Raw genomic sequence first — 15,677 nt, forward strand, 5'->3', positions numbered from 1 at the left:
TATACTATCTCCTTTTTTATCCTCAAAAAAAAATACGAAAGTTATAAATCTACCCTCACCACCCCTCACCCTGGACCCATATCTTATAATAAAAAGATAACGGGGAATCTTAAAAACTCAATCATCTTTTTCAGATTTACCACAACGTTTCCAGAATACTCCATTATTTTATTCAAAACCGTACAGAGAATGAGCCAAACCCGTACGTAAATGAACTATTTCACCACAGAGGACAGTCAGAAGATCCATACTGAACAGATGAGATTATCTGAAATCCAGAATAAAGAATTACAGGATAAAATTGCTGTGATAAATAAGAATTCTGAAGAATAGATCAAAGCAATGCAGAAACAATATGAGACTACTAACAGGTAGCTGAAGATTTTCATATCGGCTCAAAAGAGTCCTATACACTGTAATTATTGGCTCATTTTGAGCCGATATATTAATAATATTATGTATTTTTGAGCCGATATAATCAATTAAATAGCAATGGAAGAAGAAATTCAACAATATCTTCGTTTTCATCCTCTATCTTCTAGGTCAGAATTAATGGAGGGAGTGAATACTAAAGTAAGTGTCGCCACATTCAAGCGTTTATTAGCTGCCATGATTTCCGCTGGAAGTATTGAAGTCATAGGGCAAGGACCTGCCACATGTTATAAACTAACACCACAAACGTTTGTTACAAGTTATTTCGACTTAGAATCATACTTTCGGAAAGAAGTTGATGAGCGTGAAATTCAACAAGCTTTCAATTTCAGCCTTATTCCTGATATATTGCCTAATGTTGACCCTTTCACGATGGACGAACGGAAACATTTAACGGCTCTTCAAGAAACGTTTAGAAGAAATGTATTAGAAATGACAGACGGAGAGTACCGGAAAGAAATGGAAAGGTTAGGTGTGGATCTTAGTTGGAAGTCTTCTCAAATTGAAGGGAACACATATAATCTTCTTGAAACGGAAAGACTTTTGCTGGAAAAAGAAGAAGCAAAAGGTAAAACTAAAGAAGAAGCCATTATGCTACTAAATCACAAGGAAGCTCTTGATTTTATTTTAGATAATCCTGATTATCTTCAGTATTTATCAATAAGAAAGATTGAAGACATTCATAGTATCCTTATTAAAGAACTGGGAGTTGAGCGTCATATTCGTTCTCGGCGTGTTGGTATTACGGGTACGAATTATCGTCCACTTGATAATGAATATCAAATAAGAGAAGCTATGGAAGACACTTGTCAATTAATTAATAATAAGCAGAGTATCTTTGATAAAGCTTTCCTAGCTTTAGTTCTGTTATCTTACATTCAGCCATTTGCTGATGGTAATAAACGTACTGCCCGTATAACAAGTAATGCAATACTTATAGCCAACGGTTATTGTCCTTTATCATTTCGTTCAGTTGATTCTATCGACTATAAGAAAGCTATGTTAGTTTTCTATGAACAAAATAATATATATCCATTTAAGAAAATATTTATAGAACAGTTTGAATTTGCTGTGAATACATACTTTTGAATTTATCTGTATATTGATGGTTGTTCCAACGATAACATTATTATAAATATAAAAATTATGTTCATAATAAATTTGTAATGCTTCCTGTTTTAATACAAGATTGTTCATTCCGTCTGCAGTAATTTTCTCCTGAAAGCCGGAAGTTTCTGAAAGACTTTTATCTTTGCAACTATAATACATACGGCACTATGAAAAAAGTGATTCTGATTTTTGTGACAATCGTCCTTTCCGGTCTGCTTTATGCAAAAGATAATAAGAGTACCGATGCGTTACTTCGTGAGATTGATGGTATCATTAAAAATCGTCAGACCTATGGAGCGGAAAAGGAGGCGCGTATCGCTGACCTGAAGAAATTGTTGGCGGAGGCTACTTCCGATGAACAACGATATGGTTTTTGCGGACGTCTTTTCGATGAATACCGGGCTTATAATCTGGATTCGTCTTTTGTCTATGCTCAACGGAAAGAGGAACTGGCGCATCGCATGGATAAACTGGATTATCTGGATGATGCTGCCATGAATATGGCGGAAGTGATGGGAACTACCGGAATGTATAAAGAAGCGTTGGAACTATTGGGGCAGATTGATAAGAAAACGCTGCCCGATTATCTCTATGGTTACTATTATCATCTGTATCGCACTATTTATGGATTGATGGGAGATTATGCCGTTACGGAGAAAGTCAAGAAAGAGTATTATCGAATGACGGATCTGTATCGTGACTCTCTTCTGCAGGTCAACGCTTCCGACTCTTTGGGACACGTATTGGTGATGGCGGATAAGTGCATCGTACATGCTCAATACGATGAAGCCATCCGTATGCTGATGGAATATTACAACAAACCTTCTTTGGATGACCATTCAAAAGCAATGCTTACTTATACTCTCTCCGAGGGTTACCGGTTGAAAGGCGACAAGCAGGGGCAAAAACATTACCTGGCCCTTTCGGCCATTGCCGACCTGAAATCGGCGGTAAAGGAATATGTATCTTTGCGCAAACTCGCTTCCCTTGTCTACGATGAAGGGGATATTGACCGTGCTTACAATTACCTGAAATGCTCCTTAGAGGATGCCACTCTTTGTAATGCCCGCCTTCGTACGTTAGAAATCTCGCAAGTCTTTCCTATCATTGACCAGGCTTACCAATTGAAAACCAAACGGCAGCAACAGGAGATGAAAGTATCATTGATTTGTATCAGTTTGCTTTCCGTATTTTTGTTGGTTGCCATTTTCTTCGTTTACAAGCAGATGAAAAAGGTTGCTGCCGCACGTCGCGAAGTGGTTGATACCAATACGTTGTTGCAAGAACTGAACGAAGAACTTCACGATTCTAACTCGCAACTGAAAGAGATGAACCATACGCTTTCGGAAGCCAATTATATCAAGGAGGAATATATCGGCCGATACATGGATCAATGCTCCACCTATCTCGACAAGATGGATTTATACCGTCGTTCCCTGAATAAAATTGCTGCTGCCGGAAGAGTGGAAGAACTATATAAAGCCATTAAATCTTCTCAATTCCTTGACGAAGAACTGAAAGAGTTTTATGCAAACTTCGACATGACTTTCCTGCAACTCTTCCCCAATTTTGTGGAGGAATTTAATGCGCTGCTCACAGAACCCATGCAACCCAAACCGGGAGAACTGTTGAACACCGAACTCCGTATCTTTGCCCTTATCCGGCTGGGGATTACGGACAGTACCAAGATAGCGCAATTCCTCCGTTATTCCGTGACTACCATTTATAATTACCGGACCCGTGTCCGTAACAAAGCTTTGGGAGAAAGAGATGAATTTGAGACTAAAGTAATGCAAATAGGGAAGGTGGAAGAATAAGAAAACCACTACTTTTTTAGTCTGACTTCTATTTTATAACGTTCTTATATTTAGTGGTTTATGCTGTGAGATACTGTGTAAATCACTATATTTTTGCTATCTGCTCAAAGAAGCAGTATGAAATGTGGATACTTTTGTTTCACGGTCATTTCAGCAATGACACAGAGAACGAAAACAAAAGTAACCCTAATATTAACTTTAAATTAATGTACATGAAACAGAGTATGAAGTCGAAAGGCTTTGAACGCCGCCTCTTATTAATAATGTGGGGCTTGTTCCTATCTCTTAGTGCATTCGCACAACAGATTTCAATAAAAGGACATGTAGTAGATGCCACAGGTGAACCGGTGATCGGTGCCAGTGTGGTGGAAGGACGTACAACGAATGGTACGATAACCGATGTAGACGGTAATTTCTCATTAAGCGTTCCGGCTAACAGCACGCTGACTATCTCTTTTGTCGGCTATAAAACGCAGACTGTTCCGGTGAACGGGAAAAACTCGTTGAAAGTAACCTTGCAGGAAGATACGGAAGTATTGGACGAAGTTGTTGTAGTAGGTTACGGAACAATGAAAAAGAGCGATTTGACTGGTGCCGTATCTTCTGTCGGAGTGAAGGACATCAAAGACTCTCCGGTAGCTAATATCGGTCAGGCAATGCAGGGAAAAGTATCCGGCGTGCAGATAATCGATGCCGGTAAGCCGGGTGATAATGTCACCATTAAAATCCGTGGTTTGGGTACGATCAATAACAGTAACCCGCTGATTGTCATTGACGGAATTCCTACCGACTTGGGATTGTCTTCCTTAAATATGGCTGATGTGGAACGGGTAGACGTATTGAAAGATGCTTCGGCAACAGCTATCTATGGTTCGCGTGGTGCCAACGGTGTGGTGATGATTACCAGCAAACGTGGTGCCGAAGGTGCCGGAAAAGTAACGGTAAACGCAAACTGGGCTATTCAGAACGCTACTAAAGTACCCGATATGCTGAATGCTGCGCAATATGCCGCTTTGAGCAATGATATGCTGTCTAATAATGATGATAATACAAACCCTTATTGGGCAGATCCTTCTTTATTGGGAACAGGAACGAACTGGCTGGATGAGATGCTACGTACGGGAGTGAAACAAAGCTATTCGGTTAGCTATTCCGGTGGTACGGAAAAGGCACATTACTATGTATCCGGCGGTTTCCTCGACCAGTCCGGTATCGTGGAAAGCGTTAATTACCGTCGTTTCAATTTCCAGGCAAATAGTGATGCCCAGGTCAATAAATGGTTGAAGTTCACTACTAACCTGACATTCAGTACGGACGTGAAAGAAGGAGGAAGCTATAGCATCGGAGATGCGATGAAAGCACTCCCCACCCAGCCGGTGAAGAATGAAGACGGTAACTGGAGCGGTCCCGGACAGGAAGCGCAATGGTATGGAAGTGTCCGCAATCCGATCGGTACGTTGTATATGATGACGAACGAGACAAAAGGATATAACTTTCTGGCAAACATCACCGGAGAGATTGCCTTTACCAAATGGTTGAAGTTGAAAAGTACCTTTGGTTATGATGCCAAATTCTGGTTTGTCGACAACTTTACTCCGGCTTACGACTGGAAACCGAATCCGGTAGAAGAATCTTCCCGCTATAAGAGTGACAACAAATCATTTACCTACCTGTGGGATAATTATTTTGTATTCGACCATACTTTCGCCCAAAAACATCGTGTAGGTGTGATGGCAGGTTCTTCCGCCCAGTGGAACAACTATGATTACCTGAATGCTCAAAAGAATATCTTCATGTTTGATAATATCCATGAAATGGACAACGGCGAGAAGATGTATAGTATCGGTGGCAGCCAGAGCGACTGGGCACTGCTTTCTCTGATGGCACGTCTCAACTATTCTTACGAAGATAAATACCTGCTTACAGCCACTGTGCGCCGTGACGGTTCCTCCCGCTTCGGTAAGAACAACCGTTGGGGAACATTCCCTTCCGTTTCTCTGGCATGGCGTATTTCGCAGGAAGAATGGTTTCCGAAAGATAATTCTCCGGTGAATGACCTCAAACTGCGTATCGGATACGGTGTGACCGGTAATCAGGAAATCGGTAACTACGGCTTTGTTGCTTCCTATAATACAGGAGTCTATCCTTTCGGCAACAACAACTCTACCGCTTTGGTATCTACCACCCTTTCCAATCCGAATATTCATTGGGAAGAGGTACGCCAAACCAACTTCGGTGTGGATATGAGCCTGTTCAATTCACGTGTCAACCTTTCGCTGGATGCCTACATCAAAAAGACGGCAGACATGTTGGTGAAAGCTTCCATCCCTATCACCTCCGGTTTTGAAGATACTACTGAAACCTTTACCAATGCCGGCAAAATGCGTAACAAAGGAGTGGAAATGACCCTGCGCACCATCAACCTGAAAGGTCTTTTCTCTTGGGAATCTGCTTTAACGGCTACCTATAACAAGAATGAAATTCTGGACCTGAACAGCGAAACTCCGATGTTTATCAATCAGCTGGGTAACTCATACGTGACTATGCTTAGAGCCGGTTATCCGATCAATGTATTCTACGGATACGTGACCGACGGACTTTTCCAAAACTGGGAGGAAGTAAACCGTCACGCCACCCAACCGGGAGCAGCTCCGGGGGATATCCGTTTCCGGGACTTGAATAACGATGGAGTCATCAACGATGAAGACCGTACCGTTATCGGTAACCCGAATCCGAACTGGTTCTTCTCTTTAAGCAATAATTTCTCTTATAAGGGATGGGAACTCTCCGTTTTCCTGCAAGGCGTATCGGGAAACAAGATTTATAACGCCAACAATGTTGACAACGAAGGAATGGCAGCCGCTTACAACCAGACCACAGCCGTATTGAACCGCTGGACGGGTGAAGGAACCAGCAACTCTATGCCCCGCGCCATTTGGGGAGACCCGAACCAGAACTGCCGTGTATCCGACAGGTTTGTGGAAAACGGTTCCTATCTCCGTCTGAAGAACATCACGCTTTCGTATACACTGCCCAAAAAGTGGATGCAAAAGATTCAACTGGAAAATGCCCGCATCTCTTTCTCTTGCGAGAATGTGGCAACTATCACCGGATATTCCGGCTTCGACCCGGAAGTTGATATTAATGGCATCGACAGCAGCCGTTACCCGATTTCACGTACCTTCAGTATGGGCTTGAACTTTAACTTTTAAATCAGGAGAAAGAATATGAAAAAGATAATAACTTTGGTATTTATGTCTGCCGTGCTGGCATTGACATCGTGCAACGATTTCTTGGATAAATATCCCAAATATGGCGTCGATCCCGAATCGGAAGTGACGAACGAGATTGCTGTGGCATTGACTACTGCCTGCTACAAGACTCTTCAGTCATCTAATATGTATAACCAGCGTATTTGGAGCCTCGACATCATCGCAGGCAACAGTGAAGTAGGAGCCGGAGGAGGTACTGACGGTTTGGAGACTGTTCAGGCTTCCAACTTCATAGCCCAGAGCGACAACGGCTTTGCTTTGTATGTATGGCGTTCTCCGTGGGTTGGGATCGGACGTTGCAACATCGTGCTTTCCAATCTGCCTTCAGCATCTATCTCCGATGAGATAAAGACCCGGTGCATGGGTGAGGCTTATTTCCTGCGTGCACATTATTATTATATTCTGGTTCGTTTGTACGGAGGGGTGCCTTTGCGCTTGGAACCGTTTGAACCGGGAGAATCTGCGGATATTGCCCGTAATACGGTAGATGAGGTATATGCTCAAATCCTTTCCGACTGCAAGAATGCAGTGACTATGCTTCCTCCGAAAAGCAGTTATGGAGATGCCAACAGGGGACGTGCCTGCAAAGAGGCTGCAATGGCTATGCTGGCGGATATTTACCTGACACTGGCTCCTAATCATCGTGACTATTACAATGAAGTAGTGACCTTGTGCAATAACATTGCTGCAATGGGATATGATCTGACTCAATGCAATTATGCCGATAACTTTAATGCTACGATCAATAATGGTGCAGAATCTCTCTTCGAAGTGCAATACTCCGGTAGTACGGAATATGACTTCTGGGGCGGTGATAACCAGTCATCCTGGCTGTCTACCTTCATGGGGCCTCGTAATTCGGGTATGGTAGCCGGTGCTTATGGATGGAACCTGCCTACGGAAGAGTTCTTCAAGCAATACGAAGACGGTGATTTGCGGAAAGACATCACTGTGTTGTATCAGGGTTGTCCTGCTTTTGACGGTATGGAATACAGACGTTCCTGGTCGAATACGGGTTATAACGTACGTAAGTTCCTTGTGTCGAAAACCGTCTCTCCGGAGTATAATACCAACCCCAACAACTTTGTAGTATACCGTTATGCGGATGTCTTACTGAAGAAAGCGGAAGCTTTGAATGAGCAGGGACATCCGGATCAGGCTGCCGAACCATTGAATATCGTTCGTAAGCGTGCCGGACTGACAGAGCTGCCGACTACTCTGACGCAGACCGAAATGAGAGAAAAGATTATTCACGAACGTCGGATGGAACTTGCTTTTGAGGGACATCGCTGGTTCGATATGATCCGGGTTGATAATGGAAATTATGCATTGACATTCCTGAAATCTATCGGTAAGAATAATGTGACCAAAGAACGTCTCCTGTTGCCTATTCCGCAGACGGAGATGGACTCCAATCACCTGATGACTCAAAATCCCGGTTATTAATCCGTTTTATAATCATTCATTTAGACAAATAATATGATGAAGAAATATATATATCAGTTGTTATGCTCTCTTTTCATCGGTGGAACGATGGTTGCTTGTACCGAGGATTATATGGAGACAGATAAAGGACATGATACCCTCACCCTTTCGGTGAATCAGCAGGAGTTGGTGTTGAACGAAAAGAACCATAGTCAGGAGGCGCTGGCGCTTTCATGGACTACCGGAACGAATTATGGAAGCGGTAACCGTATCTCTTATACGCTGGAACTGGCGAAAGCCGGAACGGACTTTGCGAATCCTTATTCGGTAGATTTGGGTACGGGAACGTATCAATGGACTAAGAAAGTGGAAGAACTTAACCAATTTCTGCATACGCAGTTCGGTATCGGTTATGCCGTGAAAGCGGAGTTGGAAGCACGTATCACAGCCGTCGTTGCCGGAATGGAAGATCAGAAGCAGATTGCGACGACTGCCTTTACAGTGACTACCTACCAGCCGGTTACTACCACGCTTTACCTGATTGGTGATGCTGCTCCGAACGGATGGAGCGCCGATAACGCAACGGCAATGGAACGTACGGATAACGGACAATTTACATGGATGGGAAAGCTGAATGCCGGATCGTTTAAGTTTATAACGACCTTAGGAGAATTCCTGCCATCGTACAACCGCGATGCTACAGCCGAAGAAGGATTCAAACTGACCTACCGTACATCGGATGACCAACCGGACGAACAGTTCACAATCAGTGAAAAAGCAACTTATATCGTAAAAGCAAACCTGCTCGACCTGACATTAACACTTACCGAAACAGAAGATATTGGCTGGAGATTTGAAGAATTTTTCATTGTCGGTTCGTTTACCGGTAATGGTGGTTGGGGATTTGAGGCATTGTCTAAAGATGCTGTCCAGATGGATCTGTTCCATTATGGAGCCGTGATTCCCTGGAAAGCAGACGGAGATTTTAAGTTCGCTTCTGTGACGGATTTCGGTCAGGCGGATGCTTTCTTCCATCCTACCATGGCTAATGCTCCGTACACTTCGACATCAGTAGTGCTTGGAGGTGAGGATAATAAATGGCAGATGAAGGAAGCCGAATGTGGCAAGCCTTATAAAGTATGGTTCTACACAGGAAAGGGAAAAGAAAAGATGTTGATGCGTCTGTTCACTCCTTATGAAGGATTGTATCTGGTGGGTGAGGCAACTCCGAACGGATGGAGTCTGGACAATGCTACTCCGATGACTAAGAGTGCCGACAATCCTTATATATTTACCTGGAGTGGCACGCTGAAGGCAGGTGAGATGAAGATATCCTGCGATAAACAGTCAGACTGGAATGGAGACTGGTTTATGGCGGATAAGAGCAATAAGGCTCCGACGGGTGAAGTAGAGACGGCATTGTTCGTTACCAAGTCGGATGCGGAGTTGAGCAGTATGTATCCGGATGCAGATTTGGGTAGTTTGGATAATAAGTGGAATATTCAGGAAGCCGGTTCTTATCGGATTACGATTGACCAGTTGAAAGAGACGATTTCGATTGTGAAACAATAAAACAAGAATTCAAGATGAAGAAAATAATATATTTGGTGGCTGCTTTCCTGTGTATGGCTTGCAGTGACGATCATGGGGCGAACCAAGAAAATGGAGGAGCTTCGGGCGGTGTCACCGAAGTGACTCCGGTAACATCGGATTTAAGTGTGGAACTGTCTACAGATAAGGCTTTCTATAAACCGGGGGAGAAAGTGGTGTTTACAGCAGAAGATGCGTTGCCTGCCGGAACTAAAGTTCGTTATCGTCTTTTAGGGGAGGTTGTCGGAGAAGAGTCGGTAAATGGTACCAGTTGGACATGGCAACCGCCTACTACTGATTTCAAAGGATATATGGCGGAACTGTACCGTCAGGAGAATGGTACGGATGTGATTGTCGGTACGATTGCGGTAGATGTATCCAGTGATCCGTCACGTTTTCCGCGTTATGGTTTTGTCGCTGATTTCAGTCAGGAGAAGACGGCTGAAAAGACACAGGAAGAGATGGCGTATCTGAATCGTCATCACATCAATTGGGTACAGTTTCAGGACTGGCATAATAAACATCACTGGCCGTTGGGCGGTACACGCACACAGTTGGACGAAGTATATATGGACATCGCTAACCGGGAGGTTTATACAAGTTCGGTGAAAAATTACATTGAAGCGCAGCATCGTTTCGGTATGAAGTCTATGTTTTACAATCTTTGTTTCGGGGCGTTGAAGGATGCTGCTACGGACGGGGTGAAGGAGGAATGGTATTTGTTTAAGGATGCTTCTCATACTACTAAAGACAGTCATGATTTGCCGGGCGGATGGAAAAGTAATATTTATCTGGTCGACCCTTCTAATAAGGAATGGCAGAAATATTTGAACGAAAGGAATGATGATGTATACGCGAACTTTGCCTTCGACGGCTATCAGATAGACCAGTTGGGACGACGCAGCACGCTTTACAATTACAACGGTATTCCGGTCAATCTGCGTGAGGGATATGCTTCTTTTATTGAAGCGACGAAGCAGGCTCATCCGGACAAGAGTTTGGTGATGAATGCGGTCAGCCGTTACGGTGCCCGTCAGATAGGGGAGACAGGTAAAGTTGATTTCTTCTATAATGAGGTGTGGGCGGATGAGGCTGATTTTACCAATCTGAAAGCCATTCTTTATGAAAATGGAGTCTATGGCAATTATGAGTTGAATACGGTTTTTGCAGCTTATATGAATTATAATAAAGCGGATAACCGGGGAGAATTTAATACGCCGGGTATCTTATTGACAGATGCTGTCATGTTTGCTTTGGGTGGTTCGCACCTGGAGTTGGGAGGCGATCACATGTTGTGCAAAGAGTACTTTCCGAATGAGAACCTGACAATGAGCGAAGAATTGAAAACAGCGATGGTTCGTTACTATGACTTCCTGACTTCTTATCAAAACCTGCTTCGTGACGGTGGTACGGAGAATAGTGTTTCCATGAATTGTACCAATGGCGCAATGAGATTAAATAGTTGGCCTCCTCAACAGGGATCAGTTACTACTTATGCCAAGCAGGTAGGTGGCAAGCAAGTGATACATCTTCTTAATTTCTCGCAAGCGAACAGTCTTAGCTGGAGAGATGTGGACGGTACGATGCCGGAACCGGCTCTGATTACAAAAGCAGCTTTGCAAATGAATCTGTCGGCAAAGGTGAATAAGCTGTGGGTAGCGTCGCCGGATGTACACGGAGGAGCTTTGCAGGAATTGGCCTTTACACAGGAGAACGGGGTCGTCTCATTTACATTGCCTTCCCTGAAATATTGGACGATGATTGTGGCTGAATAAAGCGGTTGCTACAGAATAACTAAAATGATAGGTATGATGATTAGATATAGATTATGGGTATTGTGCTTGGTATTTCCAACATGGGTTTGGGCGGAAAATACGACACGTACATGCACTTCTTTTACACAGCAGGGACGTCAGGTGACTTTTCACCTGGCGGACAGTGCCGCCTTGCAATTGCAACTTTGCAGCTCTTCCGTCGTGAAAATCTGGTTCTCACCCGATGGGCAATTGCAACGAAGAAATACTTCGTTTGCAGTGATTAATGAAGAACTGGAAGAGGTAGGAACTATTCATGTGGATGAACAGGCGGCCTGTTATGAGATATTTACTCCGAAGTTGCGTATCCGGGTGAATAAATCTCCGATGAGTCTTCAGATATTCGATAAATATCAGAAACTCCTGTTTAGTGATTATGCCGATAAAGGCCATGTCAGTGAAGGAACGAAGAAGGTGGAATATAAAGTGCTTCGTCGTGACGAGCACTTCTTCGGACTTGGTGAGAAAGCGGGAAAGATGGACCGTCGTGGCGAGTCTTATAAGATGTGGAATAGTGACAAACCTTGTTATAGTGTGGTAGAAGATCCTCTTTACAAGAGTATTCCTTTCTTTATGAGCAATTACCGGTATGGTATTTTCCTTGATAACACCTATAAGACGGAATTCAAATTCGGAACAGAGAGCCGTGATTATTACAGCTTTGAAGCTCCGAACGGGGAAATGGTATATTACTTTATCTTCGGTAAAGACTATAAAGAAATCATCAGCCAATACGTCGGACTGACTGGAAAACCTATCATGCCGCCGAAATGGGCGTTGGGTTTTGCTCAATGCCGCGGTCTGTTGACAAGTGAAAAGCTAAGTCGTGAGATAGCCGAAGGCTACCGGAAACGGGGAATCCCTTGTGATATTATCTATCAGGATATCGGCTGGACAGAATATTTGCAGGATTTCGAATGGCGCAAAGGAAACTATGAAAACCCCAAAAAGATGCTTTCGGATTTGAAAGAGATGGGTTTTAAGGTAGTCGTATCTCAAGACCCGGTAATTGCACAAGCCAACAAAAAACAATGGGAAGAAGCAGACCGTCTGGGCTATTTTGTAAAGGACAATACGAACGGTAAAAGCTACGATATGCCCTGGCCGTGGGGTGGGAACTGCGGAGTGGTAGATTTCACCCTGCCTACCGTAGCCGACTGGTGGGGAACTTATCAGCAGAAACCTATTGACGATGGTGTCTCCGGCTTCTGGACAGACATGGGCGAACCTGCCTGGAGTAACGAAGAGCAGACGGAGCGCCTGGTGATGAAGCACCATCTCGGTATGCACGATGAAATCCATAACGTCTATGGTCTGACCTGGGACAAAGTGGTAAAGGAGCAATTTGAAAAGAGGAATCCGGACCGTCGTGTTTTTCAAATGACTCGTGCTGCTTATGCCGGATTGCAACGTTATACGTTTGGCTGGACGGGTGATAGCGGAAACGGAGACGATGTACTGCAAGGTTGGGGGCAATTAGCCAATCAGATTCCCGTAATGCTTTCCGCCGGATTGGGATTAATCCCGTTTTCTTCTTGTGATATTACCGGTTACTGTGGAGACATTGAGGATTATCCGGCTATGGCGGAACTCTATACCCGTTGGATTCAATTCGGAGCATTTAATCCTTTGAGCCGTATCCACCATGAGGGAGATAACCCGGTGGAACCGTGGCTTTTCGGGCCGGAAGCGGAAAAGAACGCGAAAGCGGCTATCGAACTGAAATATCGTTTGTTACCGTATATCTACACTTACGCCCGCGAAGCGTATGATACAGGATTGCCTATCATGCGGCCTCTGTTTCTGGAATATCCAATGGATATGGAAACTTTTTCTACGGATGCCCAATTCATGTTCGGTCGTGAATTACTGGTAGCTCCCGTGGTGAAGAAAGGTGTCCGCACAAAGAACGTATACCTTCCCGAAGGCACATGGATAGACTACAACAACAAGCAGACGGTCTACACCGGAGAGCAATGGACTACCGTTGACGCTCCCTTGTCCTCTATTCCCATGTTTGTGAAGCAAGGTTCCATCATCCCCACCATGCCGGTGATGAACTACACCCATGAGAAACCGGTATATCCACTTACTTTTGAAATCTTCCCCGCACAGGAAGATGCACAGGCAGCCTTTACTCTTTACGAAGATGAAGGAGAAGACTTAGGATATCAGCGTGATGAATTTGTCAAAACACCGATTATTTGCAGCACTCTGGCAAATGGATATGAACTGACAGTCTCTGCCCGTGAAGGAAAAGGATACACTGTTCCCGGTCCGAGAAATCTGTTGTTCCGTATTTATTCTGCGAAAGCTCCGAAAGAGATAACTGTCAAAGGAAAGAAGATAAAGAAAACTAAACCGGAACGCTTGGAAGAAGATTTAGAGAATGACACGGAATCTGTATTATGGAGTTGGGATAAAGAAACTGGTGTCTGTAGTGTGAGAATACCTGATAAAGGTGTTGATGAACAGTTGATGATTACTTTTAAATAAACAGGGAGCTGTTGGCAAGCTAATATTCAGAGTTTTTCTTTCGTTTTATATGGATAATGTGTAGATTCGCACGAAACTCATATCAGAAATGTGTAAGTTATCACATTTCTGATATCAAAAGTGTGATTCATTATGAGAAGCTTTTCCAACCCGCTTACCTGATTCGCTATTCAATGCTGAATTTGAAACAAGATGGTAATTTGATTAATATCCCCCTGTTTTTGGCGGATAAGACAAAAGAGCTATTGAAGGATAAAAGTTGAAAGAGCCTTCTGAAGGAATCAGTAGCCTCTTAAAAAACGATGATTCTTAAAAAAGGAATATTTAATCATTGGAAGAAGGACGTGAATTGCAGTTTGGTAAAGAAAAGCAGGAAAATGTCCTGCATTTGTAATTACGCGATTCTCTATTTCTGCTGTTTCGAAAATATGGCTATCAAGCTGCGATAGATTTTTAATTATTTTTGTTATTTGGAGAACAGATGCCCGAATAACTAATCATTTTATTGTTTTTTCCTTTCCGATATATTATGGTAAACTAGAGAAAAAATGTTTCTTAATAGTTCATTTTTATCTTCTTCACCGGGGAACGATAGCTTCCTCGGTGAGGAACAAGTCGATGCACACCGAGGAACACTTCGTTGGTTTTAAAGCAATGAGCGGTTTCTGAATAGAGAAAGATGCATATCCTGTTTGCTTTTATGCAATATTAGGCATCTTTTTGTATGCTCATGCATTTATTTATGCAGTTTATTTTCCGGTTCGTTATTTTCTAATTGGCCATTTCCTTGTATAATATTAAAAATAGAACATTGCTTATTAAATAGGATTAGCTGTATACAAGAGACTGGATAGTTTCTCGCATACAGCTAATTAAATCTATTCTTTTACGTATCTTAGATATGTCCGTATTCGAATTCCGGGATATCGCCTTTCGCGGACATTTTAGCAAAATCAATCAGATTGGCCAAGTGGCGGATCACCAGTTCTTTCATTCCTTCTTTGTCCCTATCTTTTATCTTCTGTAACATTTCCCTATGTTCTGCATGAACCGTTTTTTGAGGAACAGCACAAACTTTGTATTTTTGATAATATTTTAAAATATCGGGAGTAATAATAAGCAGGAGTGAACTGATAACCGGATTATGTCCGCCTTGCGCAATGGCCTGGTGAAAGGCAAAATCTTTTTCGACACGAAGGTCTGTATCAAACTTTTCTTCCAGTTCGACAAGCGTGTTTTCGATATTCTTCAAATCCTCTTCTGTGCGGTTTACTGCGCATAATTTGCAGACCTCTATTTCCAGAAGTACACGTACATAAACCAAGCTTGAAAAATCATATCTGCTGATTTTCAATGCATCGGTAATCATAGTATCCAACTGGTCTTTGGAGAATTCGGATACCACTGTTCCACTCTGAGGATATGTTTTTACAATACCGTATAATTCCAGTTTCTGCAATGCCTCGCGAACATGTGACCGACTGACTTTCAAAAGTTCGGATAATTTACGCTCAGAAGGGAGACGCTCTCCCGGTAAAATCTGACGTTCTGATATTTGTTTTTTTATGTGTTCTATTACATGCTTAACTGGTTGCGAATTGATTTCGTCTTTCATAAGATATAAATATTTTAAAAAGATGACCTTTTCCGTTTCGGCTGTAAAAGTACAAATATTATCTTTCAAAGTAAAGCTTTCTAGTAAAAATATTCTCCTGTCCTTT

8 protein-coding genes are annotated in these 15,677 nt (G+C 42.9%); 7 read left to right on the top strand and 1 reads right to left on the bottom strand.

All coding sequences use genetic code 11. The features are described 5' to 3' along the window. Positions 1 to 492: 492 nt before the first annotated feature. The 7 genes from LPH68_RS15575 to LPH68_RS15605 all read left to right on the top strand — a co-directional run bounded on the left by LPH68_RS15575 (position 493) and on the right by LPH68_RS15605 (position 13,956). Positions 493 to 1,521 (top strand): Fic family protein, encoded by a 1,029-nt coding sequence (locus tag LPH68_RS15575; RefSeq protein WP_004302765.1) that lies wholly within the window; start codon positions 493 to 495, stop codon positions 1,519 to 1,521. A 188-nt stretch (positions 1,522 to 1,709) separates the two neighbouring features. After that, positions 1,710 to 3,359 (top strand): DUF6377 domain-containing protein, encoded by a 1,650-nt coding sequence (locus LPH68_RS15580; protein WP_004298604.1) that lies wholly within the window; start codon positions 1,710 to 1,712, stop codon positions 3,357 to 3,359. 212 nt (positions 3,360 to 3,571) lie between these two features. Continuing rightward, complete coding sequence (locus LPH68_RS15585) at positions 3,572 to 6,571, top strand: TonB-dependent receptor (protein WP_151923706.1); 3,000 nt, start codon at positions 3,572 to 3,574, stop codon at positions 6,569 to 6,571. Between the two features lie 42 nt (positions 6,572 to 6,613). After that, positions 6,614 to 8,077 carry a RagB/SusD family nutrient uptake outer membrane protein gene (locus LPH68_RS15590; RefSeq protein WP_370638803.1) on the top strand — a complete coding sequence of 488 codons (1,464 nt, stop codon included), beginning with the start codon at positions 6,614 to 6,616 and terminating at the stop codon, positions 8,075 to 8,077. Positions 8,078 to 8,113: 36 nt separating this feature from the next. Then, the gene (locus tag LPH68_RS15595; RefSeq protein WP_128859542.1) at positions 8,114 to 9,628 is read left to right on the top strand and encodes a SusF/SusE family outer membrane protein; all 1,515 of its coding nucleotides are present in this window, start codon (positions 8,114 to 8,116) and stop codon (positions 9,626 to 9,628) included. Between the two features lie 14 nt (positions 9,629 to 9,642). Next, positions 9,643 to 11,421, top strand: a complete 1,779-nt coding sequence (locus LPH68_RS15600) for a glycoside hydrolase family 66 protein (protein WP_151923705.1) — start codon at positions 9,643 to 9,645, stop codon at positions 11,419 to 11,421. 36 nt (positions 11,422 to 11,457) lie between these two features. Further along, complete coding sequence (locus LPH68_RS15605; protein WP_151923707.1) at positions 11,458 to 13,956, top strand: glycoside hydrolase family 31 protein; 2,499 nt, start codon at positions 11,458 to 11,460, stop codon at positions 13,954 to 13,956. Between the two features lie 895 nt (positions 13,957 to 14,851). Here LPH68_RS15605 and LPH68_RS15610 read toward each other — a convergent pair. Then, entirely contained in the window at positions 14,852 to 15,571 is a 720-nt protein-coding gene (locus tag LPH68_RS15610) for a FadR/GntR family transcriptional regulator (RefSeq protein ID WP_087318745.1), read from the bottom strand. Positions 15,572 to 15,677: the final 106 nt, after the last annotated feature.

The sequence above is a fragment of the Bacteroides sp. 1_1_30 genome (assembly GCF_020982715.1).
GTDB classification, from domain to species: Bacteria; Bacteroidota; Bacteroidia; order Bacteroidales; family Bacteroidaceae; genus Bacteroides; species Bacteroides xylanisolvens.